Consider the following 15,928-nt stretch of genomic DNA (forward strand, 5'->3'; position numbering starts at 1 on the left):
TATTCAATCTGATATCATATAGGATTTGGGTGGATGTTGATATCGGCGGACTTAGCGATGTCCGTGGCACGCGCTCTTCTGGAGCGGGCGGGGGTGCCGGAGGAGCACGCACGACTCCAGGCGGAGGTGCTGGTGCAGGCGGAACTGAGAGGTCATGCCTCGCATGGTTTGCAGCGTCTGCCGCGCCTCCTGAAGCGAATCTGCAATGGCCTCGTGAACGTTTCGACGACCGGCCGGCACAGCTGGCAGCGCAGCGCCTATCTTCATGTGGAGGGCGAAGCGGGCATGGGACCCGCGGTTGCGATTGCTGCCATCCAGGCCCTGATTGCACGGGTCCCGGAAACCGGTATCGCTGTTGCCGGCATTTCCAACTCAAACCATCTCGGGATGCTGGCGCCCTATGTGGAGCAGGTAGCTGAGGCCGGATGCATCGGCATTGCCCTGTCGAGCTCCGAGGCGCTTGTCCATCCGCATGGCGGCGCCGAGGCCATGCTCGGCACAAACCCCATCGCAATAGCGGTGCCGGGGCGCCCGGGCGAGCCGTTCGTGCTCGATCTCGCGACGGGTATCGTCTCGATGGGCAAGGTGCACGATCATGCGTTGCGCGGAGAACCGCTGGAGGAAGGCTGGGCGCTCGACGCGGAAGGCCGGCCCACCACCGATGCGGAGGCCGCGAAGGCCGGCTCGCTCGCCTCGTTTGGAGGCGCCAAGGGGTTTGGGCTGGGGCTCGGGTTCGAGCTGCTGGTTGCCTCCATCGCCGGGTCTGCCTTCGCACCCGACGTGCGCGGCACGCTCGATGACCGACATCCGGCCAACAAGGGCGATGTGTTCATCGTGATCGATCCTGCCCGCAACGGCCTTGCCGATGCGATCGCGGGCTATCTCGATCGCGTTCGCAATGCCCGGGTCCGCGAAGGCGCGGGGCGGATTCTGGTGCCCGGCGACCGCGCTCGTTCGCGCCGGCAGGAGGCGCTGGCGAAGGGTATCAATATCGCTCCCGCCCTCTGGTCACGTCTTTCCGGTCCCGAAGCCACGAAACTGTTTTCCCTTAGAGAGGAAGGCCATCCATCATGATCACCTCCACCGCGCTCAGGGCGCCCCGCGAAATCCTGTTCGGCAGCGGGCAGCGCAGATCTCTCGGCCGCGTCGCACGCCGCTTCGGCAACCGTGCGCTGGTTTGCACGGATGCGCGGCTGGCGGGGGATCCAATATTCCTCGAAATGATGGATGACCTGCGCAGCGCCGGGATGGTGGTTCAGATCGACGCCGGTGTCGAGCCCGACGTGCCGCGGGACTCCTGCGTCCGGGCGGCGGTGCCGGCGCGCGAGTTCAATCCGGACCTGGTGATCGGCATCGGCGGCGGAAGCTGCCTCGACTATGCCAAATGCGTCGCGCTGCTGATGACGCACGGGGGATCGCCCGAGCAGTATTATGGAGAGTTCAAGGTTCCCGGTCCCGTGCTTCCGATCATCGCCATGCCGACCACGGCGGGCACGGGATCGGAAGCGACGCCGGTCGCGGTGCTCTCTGACCCGGACAAGATCATGAAGGTGGGCATCTCGAGCCCGTATCTCATTCCGCAGGTTGCCATCTGCGATCCGGAACTGACGCTGACCTGCCCGCCCGGACTGACCGCAGTGACAGGAGCCGATGCCCTGACTCATGCCATCGAGGCCTTCATGGCAGTGCGCCGCGAGCCTTCGCCCGACCTCGCGCTTGAACGGGTGTTCATCGGCAAGACCGAGATGACGGACTTCTTCGCGCTCAAGGCCATCAGCCTGATCAACGCCGGTCTTGACCGGGCTTGCCGTGAGGGCTCGGATCTCGAGGCGCGTACCAAAGTTATGATGGGCGCGCTCTACGCGGGACTCGCGTTCGGCACGGCCGGCACGGCGGCGTCGCATGCGATCCAGTACCCGATCGGCGCGCTGACTCACACGGCGCATGGCCTCGGCGTGGCCTGCATGATGCCCTATGTGATGGCTTATAACCGTGCGGCCTATGGCGCAGAGCTCGCCGAGATCGGACGGGCGATGGGGCTTGATGGAGCCGACGAGGGGCAGCTGGGCGAGCTGACGATACGTCACGTCGCCACGTTGTTCCGCACGATCGGCATCCCGGCTTCGCTCGCGGAGCTCGGCCTTGCGCGCGACAAGCTCGCATGGGTCGGCGAGCAGGGGCTGACCGTCGACCGCCTCATCAAGAACAATCCGCGTCCGCTCGATGCCGCCTCAATGGAACGCCTGCTTCAGGCTGCCTATGCGGGCGACCTCGCGAGCGTCGACTGAGCTACAGGAGCAGAGTATGAACAAGCCAATTCCGACCGATACAGGCCTGCCGCGCTCGTGCCATGACTACGCGCCGGGCCTCTTCATCGGAGGGCAGTGGGTGCCCGGCAATGCCATTCCCGTCGTTGATCCGGCAACGGAAGAAGTGCTGGCCCAGGTCGCCGATGCGACGGTCGAGCACGCCCGGGCGGCGGTGGATGCGGCCCATGCGGCAGCCGAAGGATGGAGCGCGACCCCGCCCCGCAAGCGCTCGGAAATCCTCATGCGCTGCTTCCATCTCATGATCGAGCGCCATGAGGAGCTCGCCCGCCTGATCACGCTCGAGAACGGCAAGAGCCTGGCGGACGCGCGCGGCGAGGTGACCTATGCTGCCGAGTTCTTCCGCTGGTACGCGGAGGAGGGCGTGCGCGTGCGCGGCGAGTACCAAATCGCACCGTCGGGTAACAACCACATCATCGTCGAGTATGAGCCGATCGGCATCTGTGTGCTCATCACGCCGTGGAACTTTCCGGCGGCGATGGCGACCCGCAAGATCGCTCCGGCGCTGGCGGCAGGATGCACGGTCATCCTCAAGCCCGCAAGCGAGACGCCGCTCACGGCCTATGCGCTCGCCACGCTCTACCGCGACGCCGGCGTGCCCGACGGTGTGGTGAACGTCATCACCACAACCAAGCCCGGTCCGGTGACCGCCGCAATGCTGGACGATGCGCGCGTCCGCAAGCTCTCCTTCACCGGCTCCACGGCCGTCGGCCGCACGCTGCTGGCGGAAGCTGCCCGCACCGTCGTGAGCTGCTCAATGGAGCTCGGCGGGAATGCGCCCTTCATCGTGTTCGACGATGCGGACTTGGAAGCCGCGCTCGACGGCGCGATGATCGCCAAGATGCGCAACGCGGGCGAAGCCTGCACGGCCGCCAACCGCTTCCTCGTGCAGGATGGCATCCATGACCGGTTCGTTGACGGGCTTGTCAAACGCATGGCAGCGCTCAAGGTCGGCCCGGGTCTGGACGAAAGCGTCCAGTGCGGGCCGATGATCACCCGCAAGGCCGTCGAGAAGATCGACGCGCTGGTGACCGACGCCGTGAGCCGTGGCGCGAAGGTGCTTCTGGGCGGAAAGCTACTCGCCAACAAGGGGTTCTATTACCCACCCACCGTGCTTACGGACGTGTCGCGCGACGCGATGATGACGGAGGAGGAGATCTTCGGTCCGGTGGCGCCGGTCTACCGTTTCAGCAACCCGGATGACGCGGTGGCCTTCGCCAACGATACCGAGCATGGTCTTGCCGCGTACCTCTACACATCCGACGTGAAGAGGGGCCTGCAGCTCAGCCGCCGGATCGAAACCGGCATGGTCGGGCTCAACCGCGGGCTGGTCTCGGACGCGGCCGCGCCCTTCGGCGGCGTCAAGCAGAGCGGGCTGGGCCGTGAGGGCGGGGCCCATGGCATTCTCGAATTCCTCGAGGCAAAATACGTGGCCACGACGATCTGAAGGCTGCCATGGATCTCTTTCGTACCCGCGACCACGTCCCGGACTTCGACGCCTATGTCGAGGTCTATCACAAGCGCAGCGCTGCGACCCGCGCGCGGTGCCGCGCCGAGCTCGATGTGGCCTATGGTCCTGGCGAGCTCGAACGCCTGGACCTGTTCTTCCCCGAGGGGGAGGTACGGGCCGCGCCCGTCCATCTCTTCATCCACGGCGGTTATTGGCGGATGTTCGACAAGAGCGATTTTTCCTTCGTCGCCGACACGGTGGTGGCGGCCGGAGGCATCGCGGCCATCCTGAACTACAGCCTGATGCCTGCCGTGCGGATGGAGAAGATCGTGCGCCAGGTGCGCGCGGCCGCTGCCTGGCTTTGTGAAAACGCGGCGGGCTTCGGCGGTGATCCCGAGAAGTTCACCGTTTCGGGCCATTCGGCGGGCGGACACCTTTGCGCCTTCCTGCTCGACGCGGACAGCCCGGTGCGGCCCAAGGCTACGCTGATGCTGAGCGGGATCTACGAACTCGAGCCCCTTCAGCACTCGTTCCTGCAGCCGGAGATCGGCATTACGGACGAGGAGGTGCGCCGCTTCTCACCGCTGCGTCTCGCCTACCGCCCGATTGGGCCGGCGATGCTGATGGCAGGGGTGCACGAAACGGAACCCTTCCACGAGCAGGGGCAGGCGATGGCGGAAACCCTGCAGCGGGACGGCCTGGAGGCTGAGTTCCAGTCGATTCCGGGTGCCAATCATATGAGCATCGTGCTGGACCTCGGTAATGCCGAGACCGCTCCCGGCCGTGCGCTGGCGCAGATGGTAAAGCGCGGGGCATAGACCGCCCGGAGCCGCACCAGCAGTTTCTCGCCGACCGACTCACGCTGCATCGGCTGAACAGGCTGAGCGCGGCGCTGGCTGCAGCTGCAGCCCAGACTTGAGAGAGGACGCCCTTGGGTGGTCCGACCGGGCGTCATCGCTTTGCTACCAAAAGAACTTTATGCTCACGCCATTCCGAGCGCGGCCATGTAGAGGTCCAGCATTGCCTCTTCCTCCTGGCGCTCGTTCGCATCCTTCTTGCGCAGGCGAACGATCGTGCGAATGGCCTTGGTGTCGAAGCCCTGACCTTTCATCTCGGCGTAGACATCCTTGATGTCGTCCGAAATGGACTTCTTTTCTTCTTCCAGGCGCTCGATCCGCTCTACGAAGGCGCGCAGCTGGCCTGCGGCTACGGTCTGTGAGGTCTCGTTTACAACGTCGTTCATTCTCTGCTCCAGCTGAGATTCGTTCGCGCAATTTGGCGGGAAATGGTTAACGGTTCGATGCCGGAGGCGGACAAGAAAATCAAGCCGGACGAATTGTCCGGCCCGCGCGCCCGCTCGGCGTCTCCATCCGAAAACACGGCGCTTGTTGTCGATTTTGTGACTCGGCAGCGGTTCCAGGAAAAGTGGGAACCGGTTTTGCGTCCGGAACCGCTGCGAAAGAAAGTAGGTTCCAGGAAAAGTGGGAACCGGTTTTCCGTCGAGAACCGCGCAACCAAAAAAGACTGCTAGTGGTCGCGTGGCCGGTTCTGCTCGAAGGATGCTTTCTGCTCGGCCGTCGCCTCGCGCTGGTACTTTGCCTGCCACTCGGCATAGGGCATGCCATAGATCAGTTCGCGGGAATCGTCCTTGCTGAGCGCAACGCCTTCGGCCTCGGCAGCCTCGCGGTACCAGTTCGACAGGCAGTTGCGGCAGAAGCCCGCGAGGTTCATCAGGTCGATGTTCTGCACGTCGGTGCGATTGCGCAGATGTTCCACGAGCCTGCGGAAAGCAGCGGCCTCGAAGTCGCGGCGTTGTTCTTCGGTCAGTTCTGTCATTCTGTACTCCCATCCCGGATCGGTCCGGTTCTGGAACCGAACATCCTCGTCTCATGAATATCAGGTCGGCGGTTGATCTCTTCAAGGATCGGCGCCAGCCGTCCGGCCCATTCAGCCGCGCCTGCCTCGGCAACGATCAGGTCCTGCCGGATCTCGATCAGCGCATGAGCATAGCCCTTGGCGGTGCAATGCTTGAACATCGTGTCGCCACGCAGCGCGCCGTCGTACGGCTCGTTGTCACCGACGACGATCCCCGGCTCTTTTTGAAGCGTGGAGATCAGCGGCTTCACGGCCCGGTCGTCCTTGTCCCAGAGAATACCCACGTGCCAGGGCCGCTCGCGACCCTGCATGTAGGGCGTGAACGAGTGGATCGAGATCACCAGCGGCGCGGAGCCTGTCTCTTCTGCAACGGATGTTACAACGGAGGAGACGGCATCATGATACGGACGGTAGAACTTTTCGATCCGTTTCCGGCGCTCTTCTTCCGCCAGGGGATAGTTCGCGCGAATCACCGTGCCGTCGTACAGTTGGCGGATCAGCGTCGGATCATCTTCGCCCCGGTTGGGATCGATCAGCAGCCGCGAGAACCGCGCCATCACGGCAGGTGCTTGCATGAGCGCGGAAAGCCTCCGCGTTACTGCTTCAGCCCCGATATCATACGCGATGTGGCGCTGGAATTCTGATGCTGGAAGCCCGAGATTGCCATATTGCTCGGGAAGAAGGTTGAAGGCGTGATCCGAAACCAGAACTAGACCTCTGGGACGGTCGCCGTCGATCACCTCGTACGGGGGAAAATCCTGGGGAAGGGTGGGTGTCATGAGTCGGGAGCGGGCCGCCTTGATCGATACCGGGTAAAACTGTGCTATTGCTGCGCAACGAGGGTACTATTATCCGCTCACATTGACATGTGCATTTACTTTAAACACAACAGCCGGAATGCCGCTCATATGCCGAGACGAAAAATGCATCATAAAGGGTTGTCCATGTCATGGCGGATATGCCTTCCCGTGCTGCTTGCGGCTGCGGGCATTTCACTTGCATCTCCAGCCCGCGCCGACCTTCGTGTCTGTAATTCCACGCCAAATCTCGTTGGCGTGTCGATCGGCTATAGGACGACAGCAGGTTGGGTGAGCGAGGGCTGGTGGCACATCCAGGGATCGAACTGCAAGACAATCATCCAGGGGCCCTTGCAATCACGATATTACTACCTCTACGCGGAAGATGCGACGCGCGGCGGTCGCTGGTCGGGTCCGGTGCAGATGTGCGTCTCCGACAAGGAATTCAAGATTTCGGGTGTGAACGACTGTTTCGCGCGTGGTTTTCAGCGGGCGGGCTTTCAGGAATACGACACGGGTGAACAGGAGAATTGGATGGTGCAGCTCACCGATGGCCAGACGGCTGAAGGTGCGTCGATGACCGGGGCGTCCGGTCAATGAAGCGTGGTCGCAAGGTAAAGATCGTAGCAACCCTCGGTCCAGCGTCCTCCGACGAGGCTATGATCGAAAAGCTCTATCAGGCTGGCGCAGACGTCTTCCGCGTCAACATGAGCCACGCAGATCACGACACCATGCGCGAGCTGGTGGGTCGCATCCGCAACGTGGAGCGTCGCGTCGAACGACCGATCGCCATTCTGGCTGATCTTCAGGGCCCCAAGCTGCGCGTGGGTTCCTTCGCGGACAAGAAGGTGACGCTTGAGGTCGGCCAGGAGTTCATTCTGGACGATAACGAGGAGCCCGGCGACACCCGTCGCGTGCACCTGCCGCATCCTGAAATTCTTTCGTCCGTTCAGCCTGGCCACCGGCTGCTGATCGATGACGGCAAGCTGCAGCTTCTGGCGCTTGAGACGGGCAAGGGTTTCATCCGCTGCCGCGTCGTGGCGGGCACCCAGATTTCGAACCGCAAGGGCGTGAGCCTGCCGGACACGGATCTGCCGGTGGGTGCACTCACCGAGAAGGATCGCCGCGACCTTGATGCCGTACTGGCAACAGGCGTTGACTGGATCGCGCTTTCCTTCATCCAGCGTCCTGAAGACATTGCCGAAGTGCGCAAGATCGCGCGGGGCAGGGCGGCGCTGATGGCGAAGATTGAAAAGCCGCAGGCGGTGAAGCGTCTGGCGGAGATCATCGAGCTTTCTGACGCGCTCATGGTTGCCCGTGGCGACCTCGGCGTTGAGATGCCGCTGGAAGCGGTTCCCGGCATCCAGAAGCAGATCACCCGCGCCTGCCGCGTCGCTGGCAAGCCGGTGGTTGTCGCGACCCAGATGCTGGAATCGATGATTTCGGCGCCGGTGCCGACGCGTGCGGAAGTCTCGGACGTGGCGACGGCCGTCTTCGAAGGCGCGGACGCGGTGATGCTGTCGGCAGAATCGGCAGCTGGCGCCTATCCGACCGAGGCGGTGGCCATGATGGACTCCATCGCCAAGCAGGTCGAGCGCGATCCAACCTACGAGGCGGTCATCAGCGCGCAGCGCACCCAGCCGCAGGCGACGGGTGCAGATGCGATCTCGCTGGCAGCGCGCCAGATTGCCGAGACGCTGAACCTCGCCGCGATCATCACCTACACCTCGTCCGGCACGACCGGCCTCCGTGCGGCCCGTGAACGTCCGCATGTCCCGATCATCGCGCTTTCGCCCGTGGTGGAAACCGCGCGCAGGCTGAGTCTTGTGTGGGGGACCCATTGCGTGGTGTCCGAGGATGCGAGCGACCTGGACGACATGGTCGACCGCGCCTGCCGCATCGCCTACGAGGAAAAATTCGCGCAGCCCGGTAGCCGCGTGATCATCACGGCAGGCGTTCCGCTTGGCACGCCCGGTGCAACAAACCTGCTCCGCATCGCCTATGTCGGCGCGGATGGCTTCGGCGCGCTGGAATAACTCATTTCCGGAACCCCTCAAGGTGAGTTTATCACACCGTGAGGGCCTAGCCCTCGTGCTTCGACAAGCTCAGCATGAGGGTGTTGCGGGCTCTTTCAGGTAAGTGCGCTTACAGAGCCTCGTCTGTATTCTCTTCCGTCAGCTGGATGAAGGCGCGCTGCGCGCCGCGGTGCATCGGATAGACCTCGAGCAGCCGACGATAGACGTCGAGCGCCATCGTCTCCTTGCCGGTGAGGCGCAGGATACCGGCGAGCCCGTTCAGCGAACCGAAGTGGCGTGGCTCGATCGTCAGCGCGTGTGACAGGTCGGAAATGGCCATGCTGTAGTTGTTCATCATCAGATGAAGCATGGCGCGGCTGTTCCAGGCCTCGACGTAATCCGGATAAAGGCCAATCGCCTGATCCATGAGATCGTTGGCGACGGCATAGTTCTTGTCCTTCGCCGCCTTCTGCCCCCACTCGATCAGCAGGTCCGCAGTGGCGCCGCCTGATTTCGCCAGTTCCTTGTTGATCGTGGAGACGATGCGGTTTGCCGCAACCTCGGAATGTTCGGTCTTCAGCGAAAGGTAGAGCTCGTCGAGCTTGCTGGGCGACTCGGTCTCAACGGGGGAGGATGTATCCGGAATCGTTTCTGCCCGCGCAGGGGCGAGCAGGAGAACAGGCAACAGAAGTGCTGACAAAGCAAAAAACCGCATGAGGCGATGATAAACGCCTCTGCGGTTGTAGCAAAGTAAATTCCGCGTGGGAATCAACGTGCCCACATAAGGTACGGTCCAAAAGCCAGAGGCTTCCGGACGCGAAGCCTTTAGCCCTGGCGGGCCTTGAAGCGCGGGTTGCTCTTGTTGATGATGTAGACGCGGCCCTTGCGGCGAACCAGACGGTTCTCACGGTGACGTGTCTTCAGCGCCTTCAGCGAGTTTCTGATCTTCATGGTCTTGCTCGTCTGCCCCGGACCGAACGGCCCGATAATTGGGACCCTTTCGGGCCGGAAATAAAAGCGCGCCGTCTGGCGCGCTGGTTCGGTGGTTGCATAGTCAGTAGCGTCTGATCTGTCAACTCCCGAAGGACAACTCATTGAAATGAATCATCACTTGGGTCAGGAGTCAGCTGGCTCGACGCACCAGCCGGGTGAAATGACCCATCTTGCGGCCCGCTCGGGGCTCCGCCTTCCCGTAAAGATGCAGCACGAGGTCCGGCTCCTGTAGAAGTTCAGGCGCCTGATTCTGCGCCTCGCCGAGCAGATTCTCCATCACACAGTCGGAATGCCGGCGCGTATCGCCGAGCGGCAGCCCGGCAATGGCGCGGATATGCAGCTCGAACTGGGAGAGGGCACAGGCAGCTTCCGTCCAGTGGCCGGAATTGTGCACCCGCGGCGCGATCTCGTTGACCAGCAGCTTGCCGTCGGCGAACACGAAGAACTCGACGCCGATGACACCGACGTAGCCGAGTCCTTCGAGGATACGGCTCGCGATGTCTCCCGCCGCAGCCCGCGTCTCGTCCGAAATGTTGGCCGGAACGGTGGAGCTGAAGAGGATCCCGTCACGATGGACGTTCTCTGCCGGATCGAAGGAGACGACTGCGCCATCCTGGTTGCGGCCAGCAATGACGGAAATCTCGCGCACAAAGGGCACGAAGCCTTCGAGGATCAGCGGCGAGCCGGAAAGTTCGGCAAACGCCGTCTCAATCTCTGCTTCCGACAGGTTGCGCAGCACGCGCTGGCCCTTGCCGTCGTAGCCGAGTCGGCGCGTCTTCAGCACGCCCTGATTGCCGAACTCGGCCAAGGCTGCCTTCAGCTCGTCCACGCTCTCGACCGCAGCGAAGGGCGCGGTTTCGATGCCGTGCGAATTCAGAAAAGTCTTTTCGGTGAGCCGGTCCTGCGAGACTTCGAGCGCCAGAGCAGGGGGGAAGAGCGGCTTCCGCTCGCTCAGATACTGGGCCGGAGCAGCCGGTACGTTCTCGAACTCGTAGGTGACGACATCGCAGCCATCGGCAAGTTCAGCGAGCCCTTCGGGGTCGTCATACTTCTTGCAGATGTGTTTGTTGGCTACCTGGGCTGCGGGACAGTTTGGATCCGGCTCCAGCACCACGATGCGATAACCAAGGCGCGCTGCGGCCATCGCCAGCATGCGCGCGAGCTGACCTCCGCCCAGAATGCCGATGACGGAACCTGGCTTCAGAGAGGTCATTTGCCTGAAACCTCGACAGGACGCTCGGCGACTTTCTCGGTCTGCGCCGCGCGATAGGCATCGAGCCGATCCGCAAGCGCCGGATCGTAGAGAGCGAGCACGGCGGCAGCCAGCAGTGCTGCGTTGGTGGCGCCGGCCTTGCCGATGGCAAGAGTGCCGACCGGAATGCCGGCGGGCATCTGAACGATCGAGAGCAGCGAATCCTGACCTGAAAGAGCGTGTGACTGCACCGGCACGCCGAACACGGGAAGCGGCGTCATGGCAGCCGTCATGCCGGGCAGATGGGCAGCACCGCCTGCGCCGGCGATGATCACCTTGAACCCTTCCGCCTTGGCGGACTTGGCAAAGTCGTAGAGGCGATCCGGAGTCCGGTGTGCGGAAACGATGCGGACATCGTGGGAAATCTGGAGGGCTTCAAGCGTTTCCGCGGCATGCCGCATGGTTTCCCAGTCGGACTGGCTTCCCATGATCACGGCAACATCGGCAATCGTTTTGGTCATAGAGGCTCGGCTTCCTTTGCCGGTATCAAAAAGACTGGTCTGATTGCTCAGGCAATGATGTCTGGAATAAGACCATCTTCCATCTGCTGCAAACGGTCCTTGAGCGCGAGCTTTTTCTTCTTCATCCGCTGAATTTGCAGGGGATCGCATCCTGTGGCGATCATGGCATTGATGGCAGCATCGAAATCGGCATGTTCCTGCTTGAGGCGGGCAAATTCCAGGCGTGTCTGAGCCTGATCTTGTTCGGACATATCTGAGGATCCGCGCATTTTTACCGCACAACTACAGTCCCAGGCACTTCTGAGCGTGGTCACGGTCTAGGGTGATCGATGACCTTACCCCTACCACATTTCACATCGTCAATAAAAGCTACCGTATTCTGTTCGACAAACCTATCTGGGAGTGGCAGACTGTCTTCGTGCCGTCACAAACGGCGAAAGTCGATGTAGGCGGTGCGGGAAACTAATGGAGTTCCATTATGTCGCTTGAAGCCCATCTTTCAGAACTGCAACGCAAGCATGGAGAGCTTGAACGTCAGCTCGATAGCGCGTTGAACCATCCCTCGATGGACACCCTGGAGATAGTCGATCTCAAGAGACGAAAATTAGCTTTAAAGGACCAGATTGAGAAGCTGAGAGCAGCGAAGCATACGACCCATTGATCGCGTTTTCAGGCGATCAAAATCTCTAACTTCCCTGAGCAGATGAGCGGTCGTTGTACCGCTCATTTGTTTTTTATTACCAAGGTTCAATCGGTCTTGGCGTCAGCGCCGTTCCCCTCATCAACCGAAAGCTCCGCCCTCGGGTTGAGCTGAATTGCCTGCGGCGTGGCCAGCCGCTCGGCTGGCTGGGTCGTGAAGCTATCCTTCGCCTCGGCCGGCACCGGAGCCCTTCGCGAAATGCGCAATGCTGCGTATCCAGCCACACTGATATGTGCCGCGGCTGTCGCCAAAAAGAGACTTTCCGGACGCAGAAAGTTCATGAAGAAACCGGCGATGATCGGCCCGATCATCGTACCGATACCGTAAAGCATCAGCAGTCCGCTCGACACCTGCACGAACTTGCCTGCCGGCGCATGGTCGTTCGCATGGGCGACCGAGACGGAGTAGAGCGTATAGGCCAGAAGCCCATAGAGGCCCACCATCACGAGGATGACTTCCGGCGTCCGCGGTGCAAGCACGAAAATGGCAAAGCCGATCAGCGCCGCAGTCACAGCAGCGCCGATCAGCACATAGCGTCGGTCAGTGTAGTCGGAGATCTTGCCGATCGGAAACTGCCCGAGGGCTCCGCACAGCACCGCTGCGCTCATCATCAGTGCGATATAGAAGGTGGGGATGCCGATCGAGGCGCCATAGACAGCACCCAGCGTACCCCATGCGCCATTGGCGACGCCGATCAGGAGACAGGCGACGACCGAGATGGGCGAATTCGCGTAGAGCGCCTTCAGATCCAGCGAGACACTGGCGAGCGGCGCAGGCGACTGAGCCTTCGAAATGGCGGTCGGCAGCAGCGACAGGCAAAACAGGATGCCGGTGACCATGAACAGGATCGGCGTCGAGATATCGCCGAAGGCAACGCCCATCTGCCCCAGCATCAGCGATGAGTTCGTGACCATCATGTAGAGGCCGAAGATCGTGCCACGCGACTCGTTGGTGGAGCGCTCGTTGAGCCAGCTTTCGATCACCATGTAGGCGCCCGCCATGACGAAGCCCGTAAAGGCGCGAAGCACGATCCACGTGTTGATCTCGACGAAAATCCCGGTCAGCAGCGCGATGGTGGCGGCGGAAGCCGCAAGTGCGCCAAAGGAGCGGACGTGGCCTACGCGGCGGACGAGCCTGGGCGCCAGATAGCACCCGGCGATGAAGCCACCCGCCCAGCTGGTGCCGAGCAGGCCGAGCGATGTCGTGCTGAAGCCTTCGAGCTGTCCGCGCAATGGTAACAGCAGGCCGTGCAGTCCCGAGGCTGAGAGCAGGAACGCCGTACCGAAGAGCAGCGCGATGATGGAACCGAAGGATGCACGCATGTTTTGTCCGCTTGCTGAGTGATGGCCCTGAGAATCAGGACCGTCCGTCCGCCTCTCCGTGGAGCTTGTGTCCATTTAAAGGTCAGCCGATGAGGATGGCGTTACTTCTCCGCAGGTCAGCTTCGACGGAATAGCGCTTCTGCTGCATTCCGGGTTGAATCCTTCGATTCGCGGGCGCGCTCCAGCCGTTCGATTTCAGCCTTCAAGAGCGCGATTGTCTCGTCGAGGTCGCCGACCGAGAACGTCGAAATATCCTGGCCGATCGCATAGGCAGGGCGCTTCGCGGGAACATCCTCATCCATCGATCTCTCCACCGGTTCGTCAATTTCAAAGAGGATACATACGACTGGGCTTGCGAGGCAAATTCTCTCATAGTGTTTGACGAACGAAAAAGGATTCGGTGAGTTTTGAACCGGTCTGTTCAAGGGAAGGCTTCAGGAGGAAAAGATGTCACTGGGAACTGCGATACCGAATTCGATGACTGCCATCGCCATCACTGAATACGGTGGTCCGATGGTGCTGAAACCGGAGGAGCGGCCAGTTCCCAGGCCCAAGCAGGGCGAAATCCTGATCAAGGTGAAGGCCGCTGGTGTCAACCGGCCGGACGTTTCGCAGCGTAAGGGCCACTATCCGCCGCCGCCCGGCGCATCCGATCTGCCGGGCCTCGAAGCTGCTGGCGAAGTGGTGGCCGTGGGTGCGGATGTCTCACGGTGGCAGATTGGCGACAGCGTTACGGCCCTGACAGCAGGCGGAGCCTACGCGGAATATTGCGTGGCGCATGAGTCGAACGCCCTGCCGGTGCCGCACGGCTATACCTTCACCGAGGCGGCGGCGATCCCGGAGACCTTTTTCACGGTCTGGCATAACGTATTTCAACGCGGCGGTTTGCGGGAAGGCGAGACCTTCCTGGTGCACGGCGGCACCTCCGGCATTGGTACCGCGGCGATCCAGCTGGCCAAGGCCTTCGGTGCGCGGGTCTTCGCCACGGCAGGCAGCGATGCCAAGGTCGAGACCTGCAGGAAACTGGGGGCCGATGTCGCCATCAACTACAAGACGCAGGATTTCGTCGCGGCGGTCAGGGATGCAACGGACGGCAACGGCGTGGACGTCATTCTGGACATGGTGGGCGGCTCCTACATCGATCGCAACTTTTCCGCCGCGGCCATGGATGGCCGGGTCGTGCAGATCGCAACCCTGGGCGGGGTCCAGAGCGAGATCAATGCCCGTTCGCTGATGATGAAGCGCCTCACCTACACAGGGTCGACGCTGCGACCGCGCACCATCGAGTTCAAGGGCAGAATCGCTGCGGAACTGGAGGCGCAGGTATGGCCGCTGCTCGCTTCCCGCCAGATTTCCCCGGTGATGGACACCATCTTCCCCCTGCGTGAGGCATGGCGTGCGCATGAGCGCATGGAAGAAGGCGATCATATCGGGAAAATCGTGCTGGACGTCGCCTGAGAACGTTCCATTTCCATCCGGGTGCAAGCTTTTCTTGCCTCGAATTTCGAAAATGCCTATATAGGGGTCAATTCCCTTAATATCGGTGGTAACGTCCACCGCCCGCGCTGGGACGCGGGCGAACAAAGGAACTTGCTTATGGCCCATACGCTACTCATGCCGAAGGCGACCGCTGTCTGGCTCGTGGACAATACGGCGCTTACGTTCGACCAGATTGCTGAGTTCTGTGGACTGCATCCTCTGGAAGTGTCCGCAATCGCTGATGGCGACGCTGCGCATGGCATCAAGGGTATGGATCCGGTCACCATGGGTCAGCTGACCCGCGAGGAGATTGCTCGTGGCGAGGCAAACACGAACTATCGTCTGAAGATCTCCGAACCGAAGGTTCGTGTGCCGGAAGTCAAGCGCAAGGGCCCGCGCTACACGCCGCTGTCCAAGCGTCAGGACCGTCCGAATGCAATCCTGTGGCTGGTTCGCTACCATCCCGAGCTGAAGGATGCCCAGATTTCGCGTCTGGTTGGCACGACCAAGGCAACGATCGAGCAGATTCGCGAGCGCACCCACTGGAATTCCGCCAACCTGACGCCGATGGACCCGGTCACGCTGGGCCTCTGCTCGCAGATCGACCTCGACATCGAAGTTCAGCGCGCAGCCCGTAATGCTCCGCCTGCTGCTCCGACGGGTGACACCCTGCTGCCGGCTTCGGAAACCGAGCATCTCAACGTGGATGAGTACGGCTCCGAGGAAAAGGAGCTCGACGCGGATGCAGTTTTCGCAAAGCTCTCTTCGCTTCGTTCGAACCGCGACGAAGAAGAAGACGAAGAGTAGGACGAGGCACTCCAGTCCTCAGAGAAAAGGGCCCGCTCGGGCCCTTTATCTTTTAGCGGGTGCTTTTATCAGAAATCGACCGCCACACCTTTGACTTCCCAGTCGCCATAGCGAGCCGGATCTGGGCCTTCCCGTCCGCCGATCTCCTTGGGAGCCTGCTCCTGGGCCTCCAGGGCTTTCCGGCGACGTTCTTCGGCCTCGGCAAGCGCCCGCTGGGCGGCCGGCGAGAGTGTCTTCTTGACCGGTTGAGGTTGTTCCGTATCGCTCATCCTGATCTTCCTTCCTGACGGTGCGGCAAATTAGGCGAAGGTCCGTCCATCATAAGCGCTGATTTATCAGCAATGCCGGGATCGGACTGCCGCTCTATCCGTTGAATCTGGCCTGTTTCATTCCCATCATTATAGGGACAGACGGCGGTGCACAATCGATCTGCAGCATGTATCCGTCTGG

General features: G+C 61.7%; 20 protein-coding genes. 9 read left to right on the forward strand and 11 right to left on the reverse strand.

Translation table 11 applies throughout. From position 1 onward, the window contains the following. Positions 1-33 precede the first annotated feature (33 nt). From IEX27_RS06555 to IEX27_RS06570, 4 genes are read left to right on the forward strand one after another with little or no spacing between them, the layout of a single operon-like run. Positions 34-1,074: an Ldh family oxidoreductase gene (locus IEX27_RS06555; protein ID WP_188720151.1), complete on the forward strand. Its 1,041-nt coding sequence runs from the start codon at positions 34-36 to the stop codon at positions 1,072-1,074. Then, on the forward strand, positions 1,071-2,288 hold the full coding sequence (locus IEX27_RS06560; protein WP_188720152.1) for an iron-containing alcohol dehydrogenase: 1,218 nt from the start codon (positions 1,071-1,073) through the stop codon (positions 2,286-2,288). Before IEX27_RS06555 ends, IEX27_RS06560 begins: the two co-directional genes overlap by 4 nt. 16 nt (positions 2,289-2,304) lie before the next feature. Then, entirely contained in the window at positions 2,305-3,774 is a 1,470-nt protein-coding gene (locus tag IEX27_RS06565) for an NAD-dependent succinate-semialdehyde dehydrogenase (RefSeq protein ID WP_188720153.1), read from the forward strand. Between the two features lie 8 nt (positions 3,775-3,782). Continuing rightward, positions 3,783-4,595 carry an alpha/beta hydrolase gene (locus IEX27_RS06570; RefSeq protein WP_188720154.1) on the forward strand — a complete coding sequence of 271 codons (813 nt, stop codon included), beginning with the start codon at positions 3,783-3,785 and terminating at the stop codon, positions 4,593-4,595. Positions 4,596-4,759: 164 nt separating this feature from the next. Here the strand turns inward: IEX27_RS06570 and IEX27_RS06575 are convergent, their stop codons facing one another. The 3 genes from IEX27_RS06575 to IEX27_RS06585 all read right to left on the reverse strand — a co-directional run bounded on the left by IEX27_RS06575 (position 4,760) and on the right by IEX27_RS06585 (position 6,431). Next, the gene (locus tag IEX27_RS06575) at positions 4,760-5,020 is read right to left on the reverse strand and encodes a DUF2312 domain-containing protein (protein WP_188720155.1); all 261 of its coding nucleotides are present in this window, start codon (positions 5,018-5,020) and stop codon (positions 4,760-4,762) included. 284 nt (positions 5,021-5,304) lie between these two features. Further along, positions 5,305-5,613: a DUF1244 domain-containing protein gene (locus tag IEX27_RS06580; protein ID WP_188720156.1), complete on the reverse strand. Its 309-nt coding sequence runs from the start codon at positions 5,611-5,613 to the stop codon at positions 5,305-5,307. Then, on the reverse strand, positions 5,610-6,431 hold the full coding sequence (locus tag IEX27_RS06585; protein ID WP_188720157.1) for an N-formylglutamate amidohydrolase: 822 nt from the start codon (positions 6,429-6,431) through the stop codon (positions 5,610-5,612). The genes IEX27_RS06580 and IEX27_RS06585 overlap by 4 nt, the downstream gene beginning before the upstream one ends. 165 nt (positions 6,432-6,596) lie before the next feature. On the opposite strand from IEX27_RS06585, the gene IEX27_RS06590 reads away from it, so the two are divergent. Together IEX27_RS06590 and pyk are read left to right on the forward strand one after the other, a co-directional pair. Continuing rightward, complete coding sequence (locus IEX27_RS06590; RefSeq protein WP_244630257.1) at positions 6,597-7,049, forward strand: DUF1036 domain-containing protein; 453 nt, start codon at positions 6,597-6,599, stop codon at positions 7,047-7,049. Next, on the forward strand, positions 7,046-8,485 hold the full coding sequence (gene pyk, locus IEX27_RS06595; protein WP_188720159.1) for a pyruvate kinase: 1,440 nt from the start codon (positions 7,046-7,048) through the stop codon (positions 8,483-8,485). Before IEX27_RS06590 ends, pyk begins: the two co-directional genes overlap by 4 nt. Positions 8,486-8,594: 109 nt before the next feature. Here the strand turns inward: pyk and IEX27_RS06600 are convergent, their stop codons facing one another. From IEX27_RS06600 to IEX27_RS06620, 5 genes are all read right to left on the reverse strand, one after another. After that, on the reverse strand, positions 8,595-9,164 hold the full coding sequence (locus tag IEX27_RS06600) for a tetratricopeptide repeat protein (protein WP_188720160.1): 570 nt from the start codon (positions 9,162-9,164) through the stop codon (positions 8,595-8,597). Between the two features lie 125 nt (positions 9,165-9,289). After that, positions 9,290-9,415 (reverse strand): type B 50S ribosomal protein L36, encoded by a 126-nt coding sequence (gene ykgO, locus IEX27_RS06605; protein ID WP_188720161.1) that lies wholly within the window; start codon positions 9,413-9,415, stop codon positions 9,290-9,292. Positions 9,416-9,587: 172 nt separating this feature from the next. Further along, the gene (locus IEX27_RS06610) at positions 9,588-10,670 is read right to left on the reverse strand and encodes a 5-(carboxyamino)imidazole ribonucleotide synthase (protein ID WP_188720162.1); all 1,083 of its coding nucleotides are present in this window, start codon (positions 10,668-10,670) and stop codon (positions 9,588-9,590) included. Beyond that, positions 10,667-11,170 (reverse strand): 5-(carboxyamino)imidazole ribonucleotide mutase, encoded by a 504-nt coding sequence (gene purE, locus IEX27_RS06615; protein WP_188720163.1) that lies wholly within the window; start codon positions 11,168-11,170, stop codon positions 10,667-10,669. The genes IEX27_RS06610 and purE overlap by 4 nt, the downstream gene beginning before the upstream one ends. A gap of 47 nt (positions 11,171-11,217) precedes the next feature. After that, on the reverse strand, positions 11,218-11,421 hold the full coding sequence (locus IEX27_RS06620) for a YdcH family protein (RefSeq protein WP_188720389.1): 204 nt from the start codon (positions 11,419-11,421) through the stop codon (positions 11,218-11,220). 227 nt (positions 11,422-11,648) lie between these two features. On the opposite strand from IEX27_RS06620, the gene IEX27_RS06625 reads away from it, so the two are divergent. Beyond that, on the forward strand, positions 11,649-11,831 hold the full coding sequence (locus IEX27_RS06625) for a YdcH family protein (RefSeq protein WP_188720164.1): 183 nt from the start codon (positions 11,649-11,651) through the stop codon (positions 11,829-11,831). Between the two features lie 86 nt (positions 11,832-11,917). Here IEX27_RS06625 and IEX27_RS06630 read toward each other — a convergent pair whose 3' ends face one another. Both IEX27_RS06630 and IEX27_RS06635 read right to left on the reverse strand, forming a co-directional pair. Next, positions 11,918-13,192 (reverse strand): MFS transporter, encoded by a 1,275-nt coding sequence (locus IEX27_RS06630; RefSeq protein ID WP_188720165.1) that lies wholly within the window; start codon positions 13,190-13,192, stop codon positions 11,918-11,920. A 116-nt stretch (positions 13,193-13,308) separates the two neighbouring features. Next, the gene (locus tag IEX27_RS06635; RefSeq protein ID WP_188720166.1) at positions 13,309-13,494 is read right to left on the reverse strand and encodes a DUF1192 domain-containing protein; all 186 of its coding nucleotides are present in this window, start codon (positions 13,492-13,494) and stop codon (positions 13,309-13,311) included. 145 nt (positions 13,495-13,639) lie between these two features. On the opposite strand from IEX27_RS06635, the gene IEX27_RS06640 reads away from it, so the two are divergent. Both IEX27_RS06640 and IEX27_RS06645 read left to right on the forward strand, forming a co-directional pair. Beyond that, positions 13,640-14,650 (forward strand): NAD(P)H-quinone oxidoreductase, encoded by a 1,011-nt coding sequence (locus tag IEX27_RS06640; protein ID WP_244630258.1) that lies wholly within the window; start codon positions 13,640-13,642, stop codon positions 14,648-14,650. Positions 14,651-14,788: 138 nt separating this feature from the next. Next, entirely contained in the window at positions 14,789-15,478 is a 690-nt protein-coding gene (locus IEX27_RS06645) for a DUF1013 domain-containing protein (protein WP_188720167.1), read from the forward strand. 68 nt (positions 15,479-15,546) lie between these two features. Here the strand turns inward: IEX27_RS06645 and IEX27_RS06650 are convergent, their stop codons facing one another. Then, on the reverse strand, positions 15,547-15,747 hold the full coding sequence (locus IEX27_RS06650; RefSeq protein ID WP_188720168.1) for a DUF1674 domain-containing protein: 201 nt from the start codon (positions 15,745-15,747) through the stop codon (positions 15,547-15,549). Positions 15,748-15,928 lie beyond the last annotated feature (181 nt).

This window comes from Nitratireductor aestuarii (genome assembly GCF_014641695.1).
In the GTDB taxonomy this organism is placed as follows: Bacteria; Pseudomonadota; Alphaproteobacteria; order Rhizobiales; family Rhizobiaceae; genus Chelativorans; species Chelativorans aestuarii.